Origin of the sequence: Mycobacterium sp. SMC-13 (assembly GCF_045311035.1) — a bacterium.
GTDB lineage: Bacteria > Actinomycetota > Actinomycetes > Mycobacteriales > Mycobacteriaceae > Mycobacterium.
Genome location: NZ_JBJIAI010000019.1, coordinates 70,917 through 89,862 on the forward strand (window position 1 = coordinate 70,917; position 18,946 = coordinate 89,862).

An 18,946-nucleotide genomic window follows, 5' to 3' on the forward strand; every position below is an offset into this window, starting at 1 on the left:
GGAACGAGAAATGAAAACCGAACTCTGCGAACGCTTCGGGATCGAGTACCCGATCTTCGTCTTCACGCCGTCGGAGAAGGTGGCCGCCGCCGTGACCCGTGCCGGCGGCATGGGTGTGCTGGGTTGCGTCCGGTTCAACGACGCCGACGATCTTGAGAACGTCCTGCAGTGGATGGACGCCAACACCGACGGCAAGCCGTACGGCGTCGACATCGTGATGCCCGCCAAGGTCCCCACCGAGGGCACCAGCGTCGACATCAACAAGCTGATCCCGCAGGGGCACAAGGACTTCGTCGCCAAGACCCTCGCCGAGCTCGGGGTGCCGCCGCTGCCGGCGGACGAGGAGAAGAACGAAGGCGTGCTCGGCTGGCTCCACTCGGTGGCGCGCAGCCACGTCGAGGTGGCGCTCAAGCACCCGATCAAGCTGATCGCCAACGCGCTCGGCTCGCCGCCCAAGGACGTCATCGACCAGGCACACGCCGCGGGCGTTCCGGTGGCCGCACTGGCCGGCTCGGCCAAGCACGCGGCGCGGCACGTGGAAAACGGCGTCGACATCGTCGTGGCCCAGGGGCACGAGGCCGGTGGCCACACCGGTGAGATCGGTTCCATGGTGCTGTGGCCGGAAATCGTTGACGCCCTTGGTGGTTCGGCCCCGGTGCTGGCCGCCGGCGGCATCGGCACCGGGCGCCAGCTGGCCGCCGCGCTGGCGCTGGGTGCCCAGGGTGTCTGGATGGGTTCGGCGTTCCTGACGTCGGCCGAATACGACCTCGGTGTGCGTCTGGAGTCGGGCGTTTCCGTTGTGCAGCAGGCGATGCTGAACGCGACCTCGGCGGACACCGTCCGCCGCAAGATCTACACCGGCAAGCCGGCCCGGCTGCTCAAGAGCCGCTGGACCGACGCCTGGGACGCCGAAGGTGCGCCCGATCCGCTGCCGATGCCGTTGCAGAACATCCTGGTCAGTGAGGCCCACCAGCGGATGAACGAGTCCGGTGATCCGACCGCCGTCGCCATGCCGGTCGGTCAGATCGTCGGCCGGATGAACGAGATCCGTCCGGTCGAGGTCATCATCGCCGAATTGGTCGCCGAGTTCGAGGCCGCCACCAAGCGCCTGGACGCCATCCGCGACAACTGATTTCGCGGCGCGGCAGGTGACGATCAGCGCTACGGCGTGATCTTCACCTGCTGCGCCACCACATCGGTGGCGGCCTGGATGATGGGCGTCTGATCTGCCGCGCCGTCCGCATTCAGTTGCAGGACATAGGTTGCCCCGTCCGACGGGAAGATCACCGTCTGCTGTGCGACGAACTTCGTCTTGCCGTCGGACACCCAGGTACCGGCGATCCGGTAGGCGGGGTAGTTGCGCACCTTGGTTTCGGTCCCGGGGCCCGACGGCGTGAAGCCCGGCAGGTTCTGAATCTCTCCGGGAGCGGTGGCCATCAGCGCCTTGGCATCGACATCACCCGTCAGCTTCGACAGCAGCGCGACCACGCTGGGCGCATAGTTCGCCGCGTCGACCGGTCCGGTGTAGATGATCGAGTCGTAGGCCCACGGCGGGTTGTCGTCGCCGGAGGCTCGCCAGCCGTCGGGCTTGGGTAGGTCGACCTTCGGCTCGCCCGGATCGGTGCGGTGCACCTGCTGTTCGGTGATCTTGTGGTCTTTGATGTAGCTGGCAATCGTCGGGTTGGGGCCGTCGGCGGCCTGCTTGTTGCCCGCGTCCGCCGCGGTCGGCGCGGCGCTTGTCGCGTTGTCGGACGACGCGCTCGCGTCTTTGCCGGAGTCGCAACCGGCCAGCACCACAGACAGTGCGGTCGCTGCCGCGACGAGGCCGGTGATCGCGGACGTTCTCATAGGGCCGAGACTAATCGACAACGCTCGCGGTGATCCTGTGAGCCGGGCGGGGACCAACTAGAAACCGGCTCTAGCGTGGGGATTAGCTGTGGCACTACTGTGAGCGCCGTGGCAAACGCACAGAAACCGCCGCCCGGCTGGCTCATCGACGGCATCGGCCGGGTCCGTGACGGACTGGGCCAGTTGCGCCGGTCCGTCGTCCCGGCGAACGTCGCACTCTTCGAGCTGGGCCAGGGTGCCTGGCTGACCCAGGCCATGTACGTCGGCGCCAAGCTGGGCATCTTCGACGCCCTGGCCGCCGGCCCCGCGTCGGCGGACGACATCGCCCGCCGGGTGGGTTCGCACCCCGAGGCCACCGCCCGGCTCATGCGGGCGTTGGCCGCGAATTCGCTGCTCAAGCGGGAGCGCGATGGCCGGTTCGCGCTGAGCCGGCTGGGACAGGCCCTGCGGTCCGATGCGCCGGGCTCGCTGGCACCGATGCTGCTGTTCATCGGCCACCCCAAGCACTGGGAACACTGGGGTCAGTTGCTGTACTCGGTGCAGACCGGTAAGACGTCCGCGGAGATGCTCCGGGGCATGCCGATCTTCGAATACCTGGAGAACGATCGCGACCTCGCCGACGTGTTCAACAACGCCATGACCGCGGTGTCGGCCATGGCGATCGAAACCCTCATGCCCGCATACGATTTCAGTCGTTTCAAGAACATCGTCGACGTCGGCGGCGGCCACGGCGCGCTGCTGAGTGCGGTGCTGCAGCAGGCCACCGACGCTCAGGGCGTGCTGTTCGACCTGCCGTCGGTCGTCGCGGGCGCGGGCCCGGTGCTCAAGGCGGCCGGCGTGTCGGACCGCGTGACCGTCACGGGTGGCTCGTTCTTCGATGCCGTGCCCGAAGGCGGGGACGCGTATCTGCTGAAGACGATCATCCACGACTGGGATGAGGACAGCGCACTGGTGATCCTGCGGAACGTCCGCAAGGCGATCGACCCCGATGGCACCCTGGCCCTCGTCGAACTGGTGCTGCCGGAAGGCACGCCCAGCCATCCCGGCATGCTGCTCGACCTGGAGATGCTGGTCGCCGCCGGCGGCCGGGAGCGGACCGGTTCGGAATACGCGGACCTGTTGGCACGCGCCGGCTTTCGGCAGACCCGGGTGGTCCAGACGGCGGGCCCGATGTCACTCGTCGAGGCCGTCCCGGTCCACGACTAGCGGGCGATCGCGAAAACCGGGTCGGCACAGTCGGTACCCTCGGCCGACAGTTGCCGCTTGATGACCTTGAACGTCTCGGTCCGCGGCAGCGTCGTGGCGACGCGGACGAACCGGGGCCACTGCTTGGGGCCCAGATCCTCCTGTGCGGCAAGGAAGGCGCTGAAGTCGTCCGCGGAGAACTCCGCGTGGTCGAGGAGGACGAGTGCCGACATCACCTGGTCGCCGACGGCGGGATCGGGTATCGGGTAGACGGCTGCCTCGACCACGTCAGGGTGCCGCAGCAGCACCTGCTCGATGGGTGCGGTGCCTAGGTTCTCGCCGTCGACCCGCATCCAATCGCCAAGGCGCCCAGCGAAATAGATGAACCCTGCCGCGTCCCGGTAGGCCAGGTCGCCGGTGTGGTAGACGCCGCCGACCATGCGTTCGGCCTCGGCCGCGTCGTTGTTGTAGTAGCCGCGGAACCAGCCCCGGCCGGTCGGGTTCACGATTTCGCCGACGACGCCCGGCGGGCACGGCAGGCTGGTCTCCACGTCGACGATGGCCACCTCGTCGGTCAGCGGTCCCAGCGCGCCGGCCGGGGTGTCCGGGGTGCGGGCGATCGCGACACCACCCTCGGTGGAGCCGAAACCGTCGACGACGATGACACCGAAGCGCTGTGCGAACCGGTTCAGGTCGCGTGGGGCACCCTCGTTGCCGTACATGAACTTCAGCGGATTGTCGGCGTCGTCCGGCTGGGCCGGGGTGGCCAGGATGTACGACAGCGGCTTGCCGACGTAGTTGGCGTAGGTGGCGCCGTAGCGCCGCACATCCGTCAGGAATCCGGAGGCAGAGAACTTGCGGCGCAACGCAATCGACCCCTGCGCGGCGAGCGCCACGGCCCAGCCGGCCATGACGGCGTTGGAGTGGAACAGCGGCATGGCCAGGTAGAACGTGTCGTCGCGCCCGAGGCCGAAGCGGTCGGCCAGCATCTGGCCCGGGAACGCCACCTTGTCGTGGGTGACCCGGACGGCCTTCGGGTCACCGCTGGTGCCCGAGGTGAAGATCAGCATGAACAGGTCGTCGGGATCGACGTCGGCGAAGTGCACCGGGGTGCCGGCGAATCCGGCGAGTTCGGTTGCCCACGAAGCGGATTCGACGTCGATGACGTCGATGCCCGCGGCCTCCAGACCGGCCGGGACCAGGTCGGGATTGTCGGCGAGCACCAACTGGCAGTCGGAGCGCTCGGCGTCGCCGACCAGCGCCGCGCCGCGGCGGGTCGGGTTGAGGCCGACCGGAACCAGCCCCGCCAGCGCGGCGGCCACCAGCAGCGACGAGAAGAACGTCGTATTGCTCAGCAGCACACCGATGTGCGGCGGTTTGGCCGGGTCCAGCCGCGCCTTCAGCGCCGCGGCCAACTGCGCGCCCGCGACGATGTGGTCGGCCCAGCTGGTGAAACCGGCTGGGCCGCCATCATTTTCTTGTGAGGAGTCGTCCGGCGCCGTTGTGCAGTCGTACAACCCGCGGTCGGTGACGTCGAGGAGCGGGCGCAGCAGATCGCTGACGGTGGGCCGGGAGGACATCGGTCGAATCTAGACGGGCGTCTCGGCGAGTTCGCGCCCGATCTGCAGCAGCTGCCCGGTGGCCCCGCCGACCGCGAACTCGGTCTGCTTGGCGGCCAGGAAGTAGCGGTGCACCGGGTGATCCATGTCGATGCCGACACCACCGTGCACGTGCACCGCGGTGTGCGCCACCCGGTGCCCGGCCTCGGCGGCCCAGAACGCCGCGGTGTTCACGTCCACCTCGGCTGGCAGCCCCTCGGCCACGCGCCAGGAAGCCTGGGTCAGCGTCAGGCGCAGCGCCTTGACGTCGATGTAGCCGTCGGCCAACCGGGACGACACGGCCTGGAAGCTGCCGATGGGGCGGTCGAACTGCTCGCGCTCGCGGGCGTACAACGCGGTGAGCTCCAGCGCGCGCTCCACCACGCCGAGCTGGAATGCGGTGCGGCCCAGGGCACCCCGCAGCTGCAGCCAGGCGAGCACCTCGGCGCCGCCGACGATGCGGTCAGCGGCGACGGTCACGCCCTGCAGATCCAGGTGCGCGACGCTGCCGTGTCCGGTGGTGTCGAGCGAGGTGACGGTGACGCCCGCGTCGGCTGCCGCGACCAGGAAAACCTTGACGCCGGAATCGCTTTCGGCCGGCACCAGGAGGGCATCGGCGACCGGGCCGTAGGCGACCTGGGTGCGGGTGCCGGTGAGCTTGTAGCCGGTCTCATCGCTGCCGGTGGCCTGCACCGGGCCCTGGCCCATCTCGCCGTCGAGCGCCGGCACGACGATCTTGCTGCCGGCGACCGCCGGGGCGGCCCACTCGGATTGCAGCTCGGCCGAACCGAATTCGGCGATGGCACCGGCGGCCAGGATGGTCGACTCGAGGTACGGCACCGCCGCGAGCTGACGGCCCAGTGCCACGAGCACGGCGGACTGCTCCAGCGGACCGAAACCACCGCCGCCCACCGACTCCGGTGCGGTGGTCGACAGGATGTCGGAATCGATCAGCTTGTCCCACAGTTCACGGTCGAACCGTTCGTCGAGCTTGTCCAGCTCCTTCTGCCGTTCCGGGGTCACCACCGATTCGGTGATGGACCGGACCAGGCCGCCGAGGTCCTCAGATGCTTCGGTTGTCTTGAAATCCATGTCAGTCCTTACCGGTTCACTCGGGGCAGGCCAAGAGCCACCATGCCGATGATGTCGCGCTGAATCTCGTTGGTGCCGCCGCCGAAGGTCAGGATCAGGCAGGACCGGTGCCAGCGCTCGATCCGGCCACGCAGCAGCGCACCCGGGGTGTCGCGGCGCAGGGTCGCCGAGGTGCCGAGCACCTCCATCAGCAGCCGGTAGGCCTCGGTGGCCAGCTCGGTGCCGTAGACCTTGGCCGCCGATGCGTCGGCGGGGGAGGGCGCGGAGTCGGTGGCCGAGGCCAGCTCCCAGTTGATCAGCTTCAGCACTTCGGCCTTGGCATGCACCCGGGCCAGGTTCAGCTGCACCCACTCGGAGTCGATGAGGCGCTTGCCGTGGTGGTCCTTGGTGTTCTGGGCCCATTCCCGAACCCCGTCCAGTGCGACGAAGATCGGCTGCGCCGACACCAGGGCCACGCGCTCGTGGTTGAGCTGGTTGGTGACCAGCTTCCAGCCGCCGTGCTCTTCGCCGACCAGGCTGGAGGTCGGGACCCGGACGTCCTGGTAGTAGGTGGCACTGGTGTCCACACCGGACATGGTGTGCACCGGCGTCCAGGAGAAGCCCTCGGCGGTGGTCGGCACGATCAGCATCGAGATGCCGCGGTGCTTCTTGGCCTCGGGGTTGGTGCGGGCCGCCAGCCAGACGTAGTCGGCGTAGGCGATCAGCGACGTCCACATCTTCTGGCCGTTGATGACGTAATCGTCACCGTCGCGGACCGCGGTGGTGCGCAGCGACGCCAGGTCGGTGCCGGCGCCGGGCTCGGAGTAGCCGATGGAGAAGTGCAGCTGGCCCGCGGCGATCTTGGGCAGGAAGAACTTCTTCTGCTCCTCGGTGCCGAAGTGCATGATCGTCGGTGCCACGGAGTTGATGGTCAGGAACGGCACCGGGACGTTGGCGATGGCGGCCTCGTCGTTGAAGATCAGGCCGTCCATCGGCGGGCGGGCCTGGCCCCCGTACTCCTTGGGCCAGCTCAGCGTCAGCCAGCCGTCCTTGCCCATCTGCTCGACGGTCTCGCGGTAGACGTTGCCGCGTCCCATCTCGCCGTCGTTGGACGCCAGCGCCTCGGCGCGCTCCGGGGTCATGAGCTTGGTGAAGTACGAGCGCAGTTCGCGCCGCAGCTCCTCCTGCTCGGGCGTGTAGCCGATCCGCATCGAACTCATCCTTTATCAGTTGAATTGGGGTAGGTCTCTGGTCCGTTTGTCACGTTGCTGGGGCCGCTTTCATCGACCCGTGCCTATTCAAACTTGTAACACGTTCTAGTCTTGGGGTCCAGAGCGTGCCACACTGGCATCGCCATGGCGGGGTCGTTATGTTGGCCTCACCGTCGAAATCCGGGCTCTCAGGAGGGTGTCATGCGGGTTGAAGTTGATCACGATCGCTGTGAAGGAAACGCGGTTTGCGTGGGAATTGCGCCGGACCTTTTCGATCTCGACGACAACGACTATGCAGTAGTCAAGGCCGATCCGGTGCCTGCCGACCAGGTAGAACTGGCCGAGCAGTCCATCGCGGAATGCCCCCGCGCCGCCCTTCTCCGCAAAGACTAGAGGTATTCATAAATTGACTAGCGAACTGGACTCCACCGACCTCTCCGGCAAGGTGGCCGTGGTCACCGGTGCCGCCGCGGGACTGGGCCGCGCCGAGGCCATCGGCCTGGCGCAGGCCGGCGCCACCGTCGTGGTGAACGACATGGCCGGCGCACTGGACAAGTCGGACGTGCTCGCCGAGATCGAGGCCGCCGGCTCCAAAGGCATTGCGGTGGCCGGGGATATCAGCGCCCGCAGCACCGCCGACGAACTGGTCGCCACCGCGGACAGCCTGGGCGGGCTGAACATCGTCGTGAACAACGCCGGCATCACCCGCGACAAGATGCTGTTCAACATGACCGACGAGGACTGGGACGCGGTCATCGCGGTCCACCTCCGCGGCCACTTCCTGCTGACCCGCAACGCCGCGACCTACTGGCGCGCCAAGGCCAAGGAGTCGGCCGACGGCAAGGTGTACGGCCGGATCGTCAACACGTCGTCCGAGGCCGGCCTCGCCGGTCCGGTGGGGCAGGCGAACTACGGCGCCGCCAAGGCCGGCATCACGGCGCTGACCCTGACCGCGGCCCGCGGTCTGGAGCGCTACGGCGTCCGCGCCAATGCGATCGCACCGCGGGCGCGCACCGCGATGACGGCAGATGTGTTCGGTGCGGCTCCTGGTGAAGGAGAGGTCGACCCGCTGTCGCCGGAACACGTTGTGAAATTGGTGCGTTTCCTTTCCTCGCCCGCGTCGGAAAACGTGAATGGCCAGCTCTTCATCGTTTATGGTCCGACTGTGACCCTGGTAGCAGCCCCGACCGTGGAGAGCCACTTCACAGCGTCGTCCGCTGAGTGGGACATGACACAACTGAGTGCCACGTTGCGCGGATATTTTGCTGACCGCGATCCGGAGCGGAATTTCTCGGCGACTGCCCTGATGGAGTCGAGGGACTGAACGTCCCGGATCGAGTGCTGACGCGGCGTCGAAAGCGCCGCGTCGGCACGAGAACTTGTTACAGTGGCGGCAACGTCAAAATATATCCTGAGCTGCGATTATATGTCGTTTCCCAGTGATTTTGCTGTTCTTTTGCCACTGCGAACATGTTCTAGCTACTATGAGCCGGCTCACAAGAGCCATGCATTACAACGTGGTGATCAGGCCGCTGTGGAAGAGGGAAACCCCACTCTTCGCCGTGACTGCTCAGCCCGCACCGAGAATGGAGTCGAAGGTTGATCGAACAGCTTGCGGCTCCGGCCCGGGCCGTCGGCGGGTTCTTCGAAATGGCCCTCGACACATTCACAAAGATGTGGCGTCGCCCTTTTCAATTCCGGGAGTTCTTCGAACAAACCTGGATGATCGCCCGCGTATCGCTCGTGCCGACCCTGCTCGTCGCCATTCCGTTCACCGTGCTGGTCGCCTTCACGCTGAACATCCTGCTGCGTGAGATCGGCGCCGCCGACCTCTCCGGCGCCGGTACCGCATTCGGCACGGTCACCCAGCTGGGCCCCGTCGTCACGGTGCTGGTGGTCGCCGGCGCCGGCGCCACCGCAATCTGCGCCGACCTTGGTGCCCGCACCATCCGCGAAGAGATCGACGCGATGCGCGTGCTCGGCATCGACCCGATCCAGCGGCTGGTCGTGCCCCGCGTTCTCGCGTCGACCTTTGTCGCGGTGCTGCTGAACAACCTGGTGTGCGCCATCGGCATCTCGGGCGGCTACGTCTTCTCCGTCTTCCTGCAGGGCGTCAACCCGGGTTCGTTCATCAACGGCCTGACGGTGCTGACCGGCCTGGGCGAGCTGATGCTCGCCGAGATCAAGGCCGTGCTGTTCGGCCTGCTGGCCGGCATGGTCGGCTGCTACCGCGGCCTCACCGTCAAGGGTGGCCCCAAGGGCGTCGGCATCGCGGTGAACGAGACCGTGGTCTACGCCTTCATCTGTCTGTTCGTCATCAACGTGATCATGACCGCCATCGGCGTCCGAGTACTGGTGAGGTGATTCGGCCATGAGTTACGACGCAACCCTCCGTTTCAAACGATTGTTCCGGGCTGTGCCCGGCGTCTTCGACGGCATCGGTGAGCAGGCGCTGTTCTACGGGGAATCCTTCCGCTACATCCCCAACGCGCTGACGCGCTACCGCCGCGAGACCATCCGGCTCATCGCCGAGATGACCATGGGCACCGGCGCGCTGGTGATGATCGGCGGCACCGTCGGCGTCGCGGCGTTCATGACGCTGGCCTCCGGTGGCGTCATCGCCGTCCAGGGCTACTCCTCGCTGGGCAACATCGGTATCGAGGCGCTGACAGGCTTCCTGTCCGCGTTCCTCAACGTCCGCATCGTCGCGCCGATCATCGCCGGTATCGCGCTGGCCGCCACCATCGGCGCCGGCTGTACCGCGCAGCTGGGCGCCATGCGCGTGGCCGAGGAGATCGACGCCGTCGAATCGATGGCCGTGCACTCGGTGTCCTACCTGGTGTCCACGCGCATCATCGCGGGTCTGATCGCCGTCATCCCGCTGTACGCGCTGGCCGTCCTGGCGTCATTCTTCGCGGCCCGGGCCACCACGGTGTACATCAACGGCCAGTCGGCCGGTCTGTACGACCACTACTTCAGCACCTTCATGGTGCCCACCGACCTGTTGTGGTCATTCCTGCAGGCCATCGTCATGTCCGTCGCGGTCATGTTGGTGCACACCTACTACGGCTACAACGCCAGCGGCGGACCCGTCGGCGTGGGTATCGCGGTCGGTCAGGCCGTGCGGACCTCGCTGATCGTGGTCGTCACCATCGTCCTGCTCATCTCCCTGGCCGTGTACGGCGCGTCCGGCAACTTCAACCTCTCCGGATAGGGGGCGTAGACGATGTCCTCCGGTGGTCCCAAACGCAGTCATGTGAGGCTCGCGGCGGCGGTGCTGATCAGCATCATCCTGGCCGCCGTGGTGTTCACCTATTTGTCGTACACCGCGGCCTTCACCCCCACCGACACCGTTTCGGTCATGGCGCCCCGCGCCGGTCTGGTCATGGACCCCGACGCCAAGGTCAAGTACCGCGGCATCCAGGTCGGCAAGGTCGAGGCGATCGAGTACGCCGGTGACCAGGCGAAGCTGAAGCTCGCCGTCCTGAGCGACCAGATGCGGTACATCCCGTCGAACGCCCGGGTCCGGCTCGGCAGCACGACGGTGTTCGGCGGCAAGTCGGTCGAGTTCCTCCCGCCGGAGCATCCGTCGAAAGATGCGATGCGTCCCGGCGCGCAGGTGCAGGCCAAGGATGTCCAGATCGAGATGAACACCGTCTTCCAGACGCTGACGGACCTGCTCGACAAGATCGACCCCGTCAACCTGAACGCCACGGTGACCGCGCTCGGTGAAGGCCTGCGTGGCCACGGCGACGACGCCGGCGCCGCGGTTGCCGGGCTGAGCAAGTACCTGCAGTACTTCAACCCGAAGCTGCCGACCCTTCAGCAGGATTTCAAGGACACCGCCGTGGTCGCGGGCATCTACGGTGACGCCGCGCCCGACCTGGCCAAGGTCTTCGAGAACGCGCCGACCGTCAGCAAGACACTGACCGACGAGCAGGACGACCTGAACGCGGCGCTGCTGGCATCCACCGGGTTCGCCAACAACGCGTACGCGACCATCTCGCCGGCCGCCGACGACTACATCGCCGCCATCCAGCGGCTGCGCGCGCCGCTGAAGGTCCTGGGCGACTATTCACCCGAGTTGCCGTGTCTGCTGCAAGGTGTGTCGAAGGCAGTGGACCGCTTCGGTCCGGTCTTCGGTGGCGTCAAGCCGGGTCTGTTCGTGTCCTCGAACTTCTTCCCGGGTGCGCCCAACTACACCTACCCCGAGAGCCTGCCGATGGTGAACGCCTCCGGTGGCCCGAACTGCCGTGGCCTTCCGGACGTCCCGTCCAAACAGTACGGCGGCTCGTGGTACCACACGCCGTTCCTGGTGACCGACAACGCCTACATCCCATACCAGCCGAACACCGAATTGCAGTTCGACGCTCCCTCGACGCTGCAGTTCCTGTTCTCCGGTGCCTACGCAGAGAGGGACCGCTACTGATGTCCGCGAGTGAGTGGGGCCGCCCATGAGACACAAGCGCGAAATGATCAACGTCACGGTGTTCACCGTCGTGATGTTGCTGGTCGCTGCCGGCCTGGTAGTGGTGTTCGGCCAGTTCCGATTCGCCTCGACGTCCACCTACCACGCCAACTTCACCGACGCGTCCCGGCTCAAGGCCGGTGAGGACGTCCGCATCGCGGGCGTGCAGGTCGGTTCGGTGAAGAGCGTCAAGCTCAAGAGCGACAACACCGTCGACGTCAAGTTCACCCTCAACGAGCGGTACCAGCTCTACACCTCGAGCCGTGCCCTCGTCCGCTACCAGAACCTCGTCGGTGACCGGTACCTGGAAATCGCCTCCGGCCCCGGCGAGCTGCGCAAGCTCCCCCCCGGCGGCACCGTCGTCCTCGCCAACACCCAGCCGGCGCTTGACCTCGACGCGCTGCTCGGTGGTTTGCGCCCGGTGGTCAAGGGCCTGGACGGCGAGAAGGTCAACGAGATCACCGCCGCCATGATCGAGGCCCTGCAGGGGCAGGGCGGCGCGCTGAACGACCTGCTGTCCAGTACCAGTTCGTTCGGCCAGACGCTCGGTGAGCGGGACCAGCTGATCGGCGACACCATCACCAACCTCAACACGATGCTCACGACGGTCGACGCCAAGGGCTCCCAGTTCAACACCAGCATCGACCGGCTGCAGCAGCTCATCAGCGGCCTGGCCGAGGGGCGTGACCCGATCGCCGGTGCCATCGGCCCGCTGGCCTCGGCCGAGAACGACCTGACCGAGATGCTGCAGAAGTCACGGCGCCCGGTGCAGGGCGTCATCGAGAACGCCCGCCCGTTCGCGCAGCGCATGTACGAGCGCCGAGCCGAAGTGAACCCGGTCATCGAGAACCTCGCAGAGAACTATCTGCGGCTCAACGCCCTGGGTGCGTACGGCGCGTTCTTCAATATCTACTACTGCTCGGTCAAGATCAAGATGAGCGGCCCCGCGGGCAGCGACCTGATCGTGCCGTTCGGTGGTCCTGCGGATCCGTCGAAGGGCAGGTGCTCCGAAAATGGCTAAGCCGGAAAAGGATCCGGTCCGCACCGGCGTACTCGGCGTCTTCCTCGTGACGTGCCTCGTGCTGATCTCGTTCGGGTACACCGGACTGCCGTTCTTTCCGCAGGGCAAGAACTACTCGGCGTTCTTCAATGACGCCGGTGGAATCACGCCGGGCAGCGACGTCCGGGTGTCGGGCATCAAGGTCGGCAAGGTGGGCACCGTGGAGCTCGCCGGTACGGCCGCGAAGGTGAACTTCACCGTCGACCGCCAGATCCGGGTCGGTGACCAGTCGCTGGTGTCGATCAAGACCGACACGGTGCTGGGTCAGAAGTCCCTCTGGGTGACCCCGAAGGGTACGAAGGAAGCAACGGTTATCCCGTTGGGCCGCACCACGACTCCGTACACGATCAACACCGCGCTGCAGGACCTGGGCCAGAACAGCAGCGAGCTGGACAAGCCGCAGATGGAGCAGGCGCTCAAGGTGCTGACCGACACGCTGCACGACGCGACGCCGCAGTTGCGCGGCGCGCTGGACGGGGTGGCAGCCCTGTCTCGGAGCCTCAACAAGCGCGACCAGGCGCTCGAGCAGCTGCTGGGCCACGCCAAGAAGGTGTCCGACACCCTGGCGCAACGTGCCGACCAGGTGAACAAACTGGTGATCGACGGCAATCAGCTGTTCGCCGCGCTGGACGAGCGGCGCCAGTCGATCAGCACGCTGATCTCCGGTATTCGCGGTGTGTCGCAACAGCTTTCCGGATTCGTCGCGGACAACAAGCGCGAGTTCGGGCCGGCGCTCAAGCAGCTGAACCTGGTGCTGGACGAGCTGCTGAAACGCAAAGAGCACATCAGTGAGGCGCTCAAGCGCCTGCCGGGTTACGCAACCACGCTCGGCGAGGTGGTCGGTAACGGCCCGGGCTTCAACATCAACCTGTACGGCCTACCGCCCTCGACGATGTCGGAAGTCCTGCTCGACACGTACTTCCAGCCGGGCAAGCTGCCGGCCAGCCTCGGCGACATGCTGAAGGGCTACATCTCTGAACGGATCGTCGTGAGGCCGAAGTCGCCATGATGAAGAACATGAACTCGCGGGGCGCGATCCTTGCGGTCGTAGCCGTGGTGGTCGCGCTGGTGGCTGCCGGCGCCTATCTGCTGTGGCCGTCACATGGCGGTCACAAGGTGGTCGCTCACTTCACCAACGCCGTGGGCCTGTACGCCGGCGACGAGGTGCGAGTGCTGGGGGTTCCGGTCGGCACCATCGATTCGGTTGAGCCGCAGGCTAATTCGGTCAAGGTCAGCATGACCGTCAAGGACGGCGTGAAGATCCCGGCCGACGCGCGGGCGATCATCATCTCGCCGAACCTGGTGGCGGCGCGGTTCGTGCAGTTCACCCCCGTCTACAACGGCGGAGCGGCGCTGGCCAACGGCGCCGAGGTGCCGCTGGCCCGGACCGGTGTCCCGGTCGAGTGGGACGACGTCAAGAAGCAATTGACCCAGCTCAGCGCTCAGCTCGGCCCGCAGGACGGTGCCCCGCAGGGTCCGCTCGGTGCGTTCATCAACCAGGCCGCCGACACCCTCGATGGCAAGGGCGATTCGTTCCGCAACGCCTTGCGTGAACTGTCGCAAACCGCTGGGCGCCTTGGTGATTCGCGTGGCGACCTGTTCGGCACCATCAAGAACCTGCAGATTCTGGTCAACGCGCTGTCCGGCAGCAACGAGCAGATCGTGCAGTTCACCGACCACGTCGCGTCCGTCTCGCAGGTGCTGGCGGAGAGCTCGGCCGGTCTGGACCAGACCCTTGGCGCCCTGAACCAGGCGCTGGGTGACGTCAAGGGCCTGCTGAAGGACAACAACGCGGCGCTGATCGACCAGGTCGGCAAGCTGGCCGAATTCACCCAGGTGCTGACCGACAACAGCGACAATATCGAGCAGGTTCTGCATATCACGCCGAACGGTCTGGCCAACTTCTACAACATCTACAACCCGGCGCAGGGCTCGCTGGACGGTCTGCTGTCGCTGCCAAACTTCGCGAACCCGGTGCAATTCCTGTGCGGCGGCAACTTCGACATCGGTGCCTCTCCGGACAACTACAAGCGGGCGGAAATCTGCCGTCAGCGCATGGGTCCGGTGCTGCGCCGGATCGCGATGAACTACCCGCCCGTGCTGTTCCATCCGATCAACAGCATCACGGCATATAAGGGCCAGGTCATCTACGACACCCCGCAGACTGAAGCCAAGGCGCAGACTCCGGTGCCGTACCTGCAGTGGAACGCCGCCCCTGGCGTCGTCCCGCCGAAGGTCCAGCCGGACGGGACGCTCAGCGACCTAATCCTGCCGCCGCCGGCCATTCCGGGTCAGATTTCGCCGGCCACGCCGCCGGTGGGACCGGGCTCGACGCCGCTGAACGGTTCTGGTCCGCTGCCCGGCCCCGCCCCGGCGCCCGCAGCCCCGGTGGGCGCACCGCTGCCCGCTGAAGCCGGAGGCAACTGATGAAGACGGTTGGAAAAGTCCTGGCACTCGGATCGAGTGCCGTGGTGCTCGCCGGTTGCCAGTTCGGTGGCCTGAACTCGCTGGACATGCCGGGTACCCAGGGCCACGGCGCCGGTTCCTACACCGTCACGGTGCAGCTGCCGGACGTCGCGACGTTGCCGCAGAACTCGCCGGTGATGGTCAACGACGTCACCGTCGGCAGCGTGTCGGGCCTGGACGCGGTCCAGCGTGCGGACGGCACGTTCTATGCCGCGGCGAAGCTGTCGATCAACGGCGATGTGAAGCTGCCGGCGAACGCGCGGGCGAAGGTCGCCCAGACCTCGCTGCTCGGCTCGCAGCACGTGCAGCTGTCGGAACCTGTCGGGGAAGCGCCGCAGGGCCGGCTCAAGCAGGGCTCGGAGATTCCGCTGGCGCACACCGGCCGGTATCCGACCACCGAAGAGGTGCTGTCGTCGCTGGGCCTGGTGGTGAACAAGGGCAATCTCGGTGCGCTGCAGGACATCACCGATGAGGCCTATGCCGCGGTCGCCGGCCGGGCGGGGCAGTTCGTCGACTTCATCCCGCGGTTGGCCGAGCTCACCCAGTCCCTGGACAAGCAGACCACCGACATCATCGGGGCCATGGACGGGCTGAACCGCTTCGCCTCGATCCTGGCGAAGAGCACGGACAGCCTTGGCCGCACGCTGGACACGCTGCCCGGTGCTATCAAGGTCCTCAACGACAACCGCAAGAACATCGTAGATGCGTTCACCGCGCTCCGGAAGCTCGCGGTGGTCGGCGCGAAGGTCATGTCCGCAACCAAGGATGACTTCGCCGCGGACTTCAAGGACATCTTCCCGGTGATCAAGGCGTTCAACGACAACGCCGACGAATTCATCCACGACCTGGACCTGCTGCCCACATTCCCGTTCTCCAACAAGTACTTCCGCAACGCGGTGCGCGGTGACTACCTGAACGTCTACGTTACGTTCGACCTGACGCTGCGACGCCTCGGTGAGACCATCTTTGCGACCTCGGGGGGTCTCGACCCGAACATGAGGCACCTGGACGAAGTGATCAACCCGCCGGACTTCCTGCTGGGCGCGCTGGCGAACCTGTCCGGACAGGCCGCCGACCCGTTCAAGATTCCAGCAGGCACAGCGACGCAACATGGAGGGGCGAAGCCGTAATGTTGTTGACCCGTCTTGCGCGTTTCCAGCTGGCGATCTTCGGTGTCGTCACCGTCATCTGCCTCGCCCTGATCACGACGTCCTACCTGCACCTCCCGGCCGCTGTCGGTCTCGGTGTCTACAACGTGGACGCCAAGTTCGTCGTCGGTGGCGGCATCTACCAGAACGCCAACGTCACCTACCGCGGCGTGACGGTCGGCCGCGTGACGAACGTCGGCCTGACCGACAACGGTGTGACGGCCCGGATGCGGCTCAACACCGACACCCCGGTGCCGGAGAACGTCACCGCCACGGTCAAGAGCGTGTCCGCGATCGGTGAGCAGTACATCGACCTGGTGCCGCCCGCCAGCGCCTCGAAGAACATGCTGAAGGACGGCGCCACCATCGGCGTCGACCGGACCGCGGTCGGACAGGACATCGTGGACCTGCTCAACCAGGCCCAGAGTCTGGTCAGCAGCATCAGCAACACCCGGTTGCAGGACCTGCTGCGCGAGTCGTTCAAGGCGTTCAACGGATCGGGTCCGGAGCTGTCGCGGATGATCCAGTCGTCGCGGCTGCTGGTGGACGAGGCCAACGCCAATACCAACGAGATCAACAAGCTGCTCGATCAGGCCGGCCCGCTGCTGAAGGCGCAGATCCGCGCCGGCGCGGATCTCAAGACCATGGCCAGCAGCCTCGCGACGCTGACCGGTGAAGCCGCACAGGCCGACCCGCAGATTCGGTCGGTGCTCAAGACCGTCCCGGGCGCCGTCGACACCGTCAACGAGACGTTCGACGGCATCCGCCCGACGTTCCCGGTGCTGGCGGCCAACCTCGCCAACTTCGGCCGGATCGGCGTGATCTATCACAAGTCGATCGAGCAGGCGCTGGTGATCTTCCCGGCCTTGATCGCGGCGCTACTGACCGACGCCGGTGGCGTGCCCATCGACGAAGGTGCGAAGCTGGACTTCAAGATCAGCCTCGGCCAGCCGGCATGTTCGACGGGCTTCATCCCGGCACCGGAGAACCGCACACCGGCCGACACCACCGTGCGCGACCTGCCGAAGGACCTCTACTGCAAGACCGCGCAGAGCGATCCGAGCACCGTCCGCGGTGCCCGCAACTACCCGTGCATGGAGTACCCGGGCAAGCGCGCCCCCACGGTGCAGATCTGCCGTGACCCGCGTGGTTACGTGCCGCTCGGCAGCAACCCGTGGCGCGGTCCGCCAGTGCCGTACGACACCCCGATCAACGACCCGCGGAACATCACCCCGCCGAACCGGTTCCCGAACATCCCGCCGGGCGCCGACTACGACCCGGGCCCGCCGTCGGTGCAATTGCCGCCGGGGGTGCCCGCCGGGCCGGGACCTGCGCCCAACGCGCCGTTCCCGCTGCCGTACCCGCCGAGCGATCCGGGTCCGCAGCCGCTGCCCTGGCCGTTCTTCGCGCCGCCGGATCAGGTGACTCCGCCGTACGCGATCAACAACCCGCCGGCGCCCGGCCCCGAGGGCCAGCCGCAGGCAAGCGGGCCGAAGGGGCCGCAGAGCACGACGTACGATGCGAATACCGGGGTCTTCGCTGACCCTGCCGGCGGTACGGGAGTGTTCAACGCCGGCTCGAGTAACGGCGACGCAGGCGAGTCCTGGGTCGACCTGATGAAGGATCCAAGGCAGGTTTAATGAGTGACGAACCGGCTGCGACGGACGAGACGTCGAAGCCGCCGGTGAGCCGCGCGCGGCGGCGGGCCTCACGGCCCGCCGGCACCGCCGGTTCAGCAGAGGCAACAGTGCTCGACGTGGCGATTCCGTCGACCGCGAGCAAGACATCATCAACCGAATCGGTGACCACCAAGGCGCGGCCCGCGATCCAGGCACCGCGACGGCAACCGCACCGGTCGCTGGTCATGACCATCGGCCTGGCGGTCGTCGCCGTGCTCGTGGCGGCACTGGCGAGCGGCACCTGGTTCCTCTGGCACGGCAACGGGCAGATCGAGGCGACGCAGGACCGTGATCAGCGGTTCGTCGACACCGCGAAGCAGACCGTGGTCAACATGTTCAGTTACACGCAGAACACCGTCGACGAGAGCGTGAACCGCTTCGTCAATGGCATCGGCCCCGGCCCGCTGCGCGACATGATGAACCAGAGCAACAACGCCGACAATCTGAAGTACCTGTTCAAGCAGACGCAGGCCAACTCGGAGGCCGTCATCACCGCGGCGGCGCTGGAGAGCATCGACAACACCTCCAACATCGCGAAGGTGCTGGTGACGGTCCGCGTGACGCTGTCCGACATGAACGGGGTGAACCAGCCGTCGACGCCGTACCGGCAGCGGGTGTTCATCCGCGAGGACGACAGCGGCCACATGAGTGCCTATGACATCAAGTACCCGGACGGAGGCAACTGATGAACCGGTTGCTGGTGGCGCTCGGCGCACTGTTGGCGGTCGCCGTGGTGGCGCTCGGGGCGCTCGGCGGGTCGGCGTTCTGGAATCACGTGGAGCTTTCCGGCGAACAGGCGACGGCCGACGAGTTGCCCAGCCTGGCCAGGTCCCAGATCCCACAGATCCTTGGCTATGAGTACAGCAGCGTGCAGCGGTCCACGACGCAGGCGCTGACGCTGATGACGCCGGCGTTCCGGAAGCGGTACGAGGAACTGACGGCCAAGAACAACATCTTCAACGACGCGGTGAAGCGCAAGCTCATCAGTCAGGTGAATGTCGTTGGCGCGGGCATGATCTCGTCGCACCGCGACTCGGGCACAGTTCTCGCTTTCGTGAACCGGGTCATCACCGACGAGCGCAAGCAGCCCAACTACGAGGGCAGCCGGCTGAAGGTCGACTACCGCAAGATCGACGGCAAGTGGTTGATCGACGAGATGACGCCGATCTTCTAAGTACCCCAACATGATTCAGGCCCCGGAGCGGTTGCTCC

Annotated in this window: 18 protein-coding genes; 14 read left to right on the plus strand and 4 right to left on the minus strand. The window is 66.6% G+C overall.

Annotated features, from left to right (window positions below; genetic code table 11):
* The first annotated feature begins 10 nt into the window (after nucleotides 1–10).
* The gene (locus tag ACJH6I_RS23580) at nucleotides 11–1,132 is read left to right on the plus strand and encodes a nitronate monooxygenase family protein (RefSeq protein ID WP_212807198.1); all 1,122 of its coding nucleotides are present in this window, start codon (nucleotides 11–13) and stop codon (nucleotides 1,130–1,132) included.
* 29 nt (nucleotides 1,133–1,161) lie between these two features.
* Here the strand turns inward: ACJH6I_RS23580 and ACJH6I_RS23585 are convergent, their stop codons facing one another.
* Entirely contained in the window at nucleotides 1,162–1,848 is a 687-nt protein-coding gene (locus ACJH6I_RS23585) for an LpqN/LpqT family lipoprotein (protein WP_212807197.1), read from the minus strand.
* Between the two features lie 108 nt (nucleotides 1,849–1,956).
* Here ACJH6I_RS23585 and ACJH6I_RS23590 point away from each other — a divergent pair, with 108 nt between their 5' ends.
* Complete coding sequence (locus ACJH6I_RS23590; protein ID WP_212807196.1) at nucleotides 1,957–3,054, plus strand: methyltransferase; 1,098 nt, start codon at nucleotides 1,957–1,959, stop codon at nucleotides 3,052–3,054.
* Here ACJH6I_RS23590 and fadD17 read toward each other — a convergent pair.
* From fadD17 to ACJH6I_RS23605, 3 genes are read right to left on the minus strand one after another with little or no spacing between them, the layout of a single operon-like run.
* Nucleotides 3,051–4,613 (minus strand): long-chain-fatty-acid--CoA ligase FadD17, encoded by a 1,563-nt coding sequence (gene fadD17 / locus ACJH6I_RS23595; RefSeq protein ID WP_212807195.1) that lies wholly within the window; start codon nucleotides 4,611–4,613, stop codon nucleotides 3,051–3,053. The genes ACJH6I_RS23590 and fadD17 overlap by 4 nt on opposite strands.
* A gap of 9 nt (nucleotides 4,614–4,622) precedes the next feature.
* Nucleotides 4,623–5,723, minus strand: coding sequence for an acyl-CoA dehydrogenase family protein (locus ACJH6I_RS23600; RefSeq protein WP_212807194.1), 1,101 nt, complete (start codon nucleotides 5,721–5,723; stop codon nucleotides 4,623–4,625).
* A gap of 8 nt (nucleotides 5,724–5,731) precedes the next feature.
* The gene (locus ACJH6I_RS23605; protein ID WP_029105069.1) at nucleotides 5,732–6,913 is read right to left on the minus strand and encodes an acyl-CoA dehydrogenase family protein; all 1,182 of its coding nucleotides are present in this window, start codon (nucleotides 6,911–6,913) and stop codon (nucleotides 5,732–5,734) included.
* 201 nt (nucleotides 6,914–7,114) lie between these two features.
* On the opposite strand from ACJH6I_RS23605, the gene ACJH6I_RS23610 reads away from it, so the two are divergent.
* The 12 genes from ACJH6I_RS23610 (at nucleotide 7,115) to ACJH6I_RS23665 (ending at nucleotide 18,908) form a co-directional block, all read left to right on the plus strand.
* Nucleotides 7,115–7,306 (plus strand): ferredoxin, encoded by a 192-nt coding sequence (locus ACJH6I_RS23610; protein WP_138250779.1) that lies wholly within the window; start codon nucleotides 7,115–7,117, stop codon nucleotides 7,304–7,306.
* 13 nt (nucleotides 7,307–7,319) lie between these two features.
* Complete coding sequence (locus tag ACJH6I_RS23615) at nucleotides 7,320–8,237, plus strand: 3-oxoacyl-ACP reductase (RefSeq protein WP_212807193.1); 918 nt, start codon at nucleotides 7,320–7,322, stop codon at nucleotides 8,235–8,237.
* Between the two features lie 275 nt (nucleotides 8,238–8,512).
* Nucleotides 8,513–9,277, plus strand: coding sequence for an ABC transporter permease (locus ACJH6I_RS23620; protein ID WP_029105067.1), 765 nt, complete (start codon nucleotides 8,513–8,515; stop codon nucleotides 9,275–9,277).
* Nucleotides 9,278–9,284: 7 nt separating this feature from the next.
* Nucleotides 9,285–10,127, plus strand: coding sequence for an ABC transporter permease (locus ACJH6I_RS23625; protein WP_061005803.1), 843 nt, complete (start codon nucleotides 9,285–9,287; stop codon nucleotides 10,125–10,127).
* 12 nt (nucleotides 10,128–10,139) lie between these two features.
* Nucleotides 10,140–11,342, plus strand: a complete 1,203-nt coding sequence (locus ACJH6I_RS23630) for an MCE family protein (RefSeq protein WP_043984607.1) — start codon at nucleotides 10,140–10,142, stop codon at nucleotides 11,340–11,342.
* A 25-nt stretch (nucleotides 11,343–11,367) separates the two neighbouring features.
* Nucleotides 11,368–12,402, plus strand: a complete 1,035-nt coding sequence (locus ACJH6I_RS23635) for an MCE family protein (protein WP_043984608.1) — start codon at nucleotides 11,368–11,370, stop codon at nucleotides 12,400–12,402.
* The gene (locus ACJH6I_RS23640) at nucleotides 12,395–13,450 is read left to right on the plus strand and encodes an MCE family protein (RefSeq protein ID WP_043984609.1); all 1,056 of its coding nucleotides are present in this window, start codon (nucleotides 12,395–12,397) and stop codon (nucleotides 13,448–13,450) included. Before ACJH6I_RS23635 ends, ACJH6I_RS23640 begins: the two co-directional genes overlap by 8 nt.
* On the plus strand, nucleotides 13,450–14,868 hold the full coding sequence (locus tag ACJH6I_RS23645) for an MCE family protein (protein ID WP_043984610.1): 1,419 nt from the start codon (nucleotides 13,450–13,452) through the stop codon (nucleotides 14,866–14,868). Before ACJH6I_RS23640 ends, ACJH6I_RS23645 begins: the two co-directional genes overlap by 1 nt.
* Complete coding sequence (locus tag ACJH6I_RS23650; protein ID WP_043984611.1) at nucleotides 14,868–16,037, plus strand: MCE family protein; 1,170 nt, start codon at nucleotides 14,868–14,870, stop codon at nucleotides 16,035–16,037. The genes ACJH6I_RS23645 and ACJH6I_RS23650 overlap by 1 nt, the downstream gene beginning before the upstream one ends.
* A gap of 2 nt (nucleotides 16,038–16,039) precedes the next feature.
* Nucleotides 16,040–17,695 (plus strand): MCE family protein, encoded by a 1,656-nt coding sequence (locus ACJH6I_RS23655; protein ID WP_406784578.1) that lies wholly within the window; start codon nucleotides 16,040–16,042, stop codon nucleotides 17,693–17,695.
* Nucleotides 17,695–18,420 carry a hypothetical protein gene (locus tag ACJH6I_RS23660; protein WP_043984612.1) on the plus strand — a complete coding sequence of 242 codons (726 nt, stop codon included), beginning with the start codon at nucleotides 17,695–17,697 and terminating at the stop codon, nucleotides 18,418–18,420. Before ACJH6I_RS23655 ends, ACJH6I_RS23660 begins: the two co-directional genes overlap by 1 nt.
* The gene (locus ACJH6I_RS23665) at nucleotides 18,420–18,908 is read left to right on the plus strand and encodes a mammalian cell entry protein (protein WP_043984613.1); all 489 of its coding nucleotides are present in this window, start codon (nucleotides 18,420–18,422) and stop codon (nucleotides 18,906–18,908) included. Before ACJH6I_RS23660 ends, ACJH6I_RS23665 begins: the two co-directional genes overlap by 1 nt.
* Nucleotides 18,909–18,946 lie beyond the last annotated feature (38 nt).

Bases quoted from the DNA above. Each gene is read 5' to 3' on its own strand.
- ACJH6I_RS23635 (WP_043984608.1), top strand. From the start codon at position 11,368: ATGAGACACAAGCGCGAAATGATCAACGTCACGGTGTTCACCGTCGTG.
- ACJH6I_RS23585 (WP_212807197.1), bottom strand. From the start codon at position 1,848: ATGAGAACGTCCGCGATCACCGGCCTCGTCGCGGCAGCGACCGCACTG.
- ACJH6I_RS23630 (WP_043984607.1), top strand. From the start codon at position 10,140: ATGTCCTCCGGTGGTCCCAAACGCAGTCATGTGAGGCTCGCGGCGGCG.
- ACJH6I_RS23610 (WP_138250779.1), top strand. From the start codon at position 7,115: ATGCGGGTTGAAGTTGATCACGATCGCTGTGAAGGAAACGCGGTTTGC.
- ACJH6I_RS23645 (WP_043984610.1), top strand. From the start codon at position 13,450: ATGAAGAACATGAACTCGCGGGGCGCGATCCTTGCGGTCGTAGCCGTG.
- fadD17 (WP_212807195.1), bottom strand. From the start codon at position 4,613: ATGTCCTCCCGGCCCACCGTCAGCGATCTGCTGCGCCCGCTCCTCGAC.
- ACJH6I_RS23660 (WP_043984612.1), top strand. From the start codon at position 17,695: ATGAGTGACGAACCGGCTGCGACGGACGAGACGTCGAAGCCGCCGGTG.
- ACJH6I_RS23600 (WP_212807194.1), bottom strand. From the start codon at position 5,723: ATGGATTTCAAGACAACCGAAGCATCTGAGGACCTCGGCGGCCTGGTC.
- ACJH6I_RS23640 (WP_043984609.1), top strand. From the start codon at position 12,395: ATGGCTAAGCCGGAAAAGGATCCGGTCCGCACCGGCGTACTCGGCGTC.
- ACJH6I_RS23650 (WP_043984611.1), top strand. From the start codon at position 14,868: ATGAAGACGGTTGGAAAAGTCCTGGCACTCGGATCGAGTGCCGTGGTG.
- ACJH6I_RS23665 (WP_043984613.1), top strand. From the start codon at position 18,420: ATGAACCGGTTGCTGGTGGCGCTCGGCGCACTGTTGGCGGTCGCCGTG.
- ACJH6I_RS23625 (WP_061005803.1), top strand. From the start codon at position 9,285: ATGAGTTACGACGCAACCCTCCGTTTCAAACGATTGTTCCGGGCTGTG.
- ACJH6I_RS23580 (WP_212807198.1), top strand. From the start codon at position 11: ATGAAAACCGAACTCTGCGAACGCTTCGGGATCGAGTACCCGATCTTC.
- ACJH6I_RS23605 (WP_029105069.1), bottom strand. From the start codon at position 6,913: ATGCGGATCGGCTACACGCCCGAGCAGGAGGAGCTGCGGCGCGAACTG.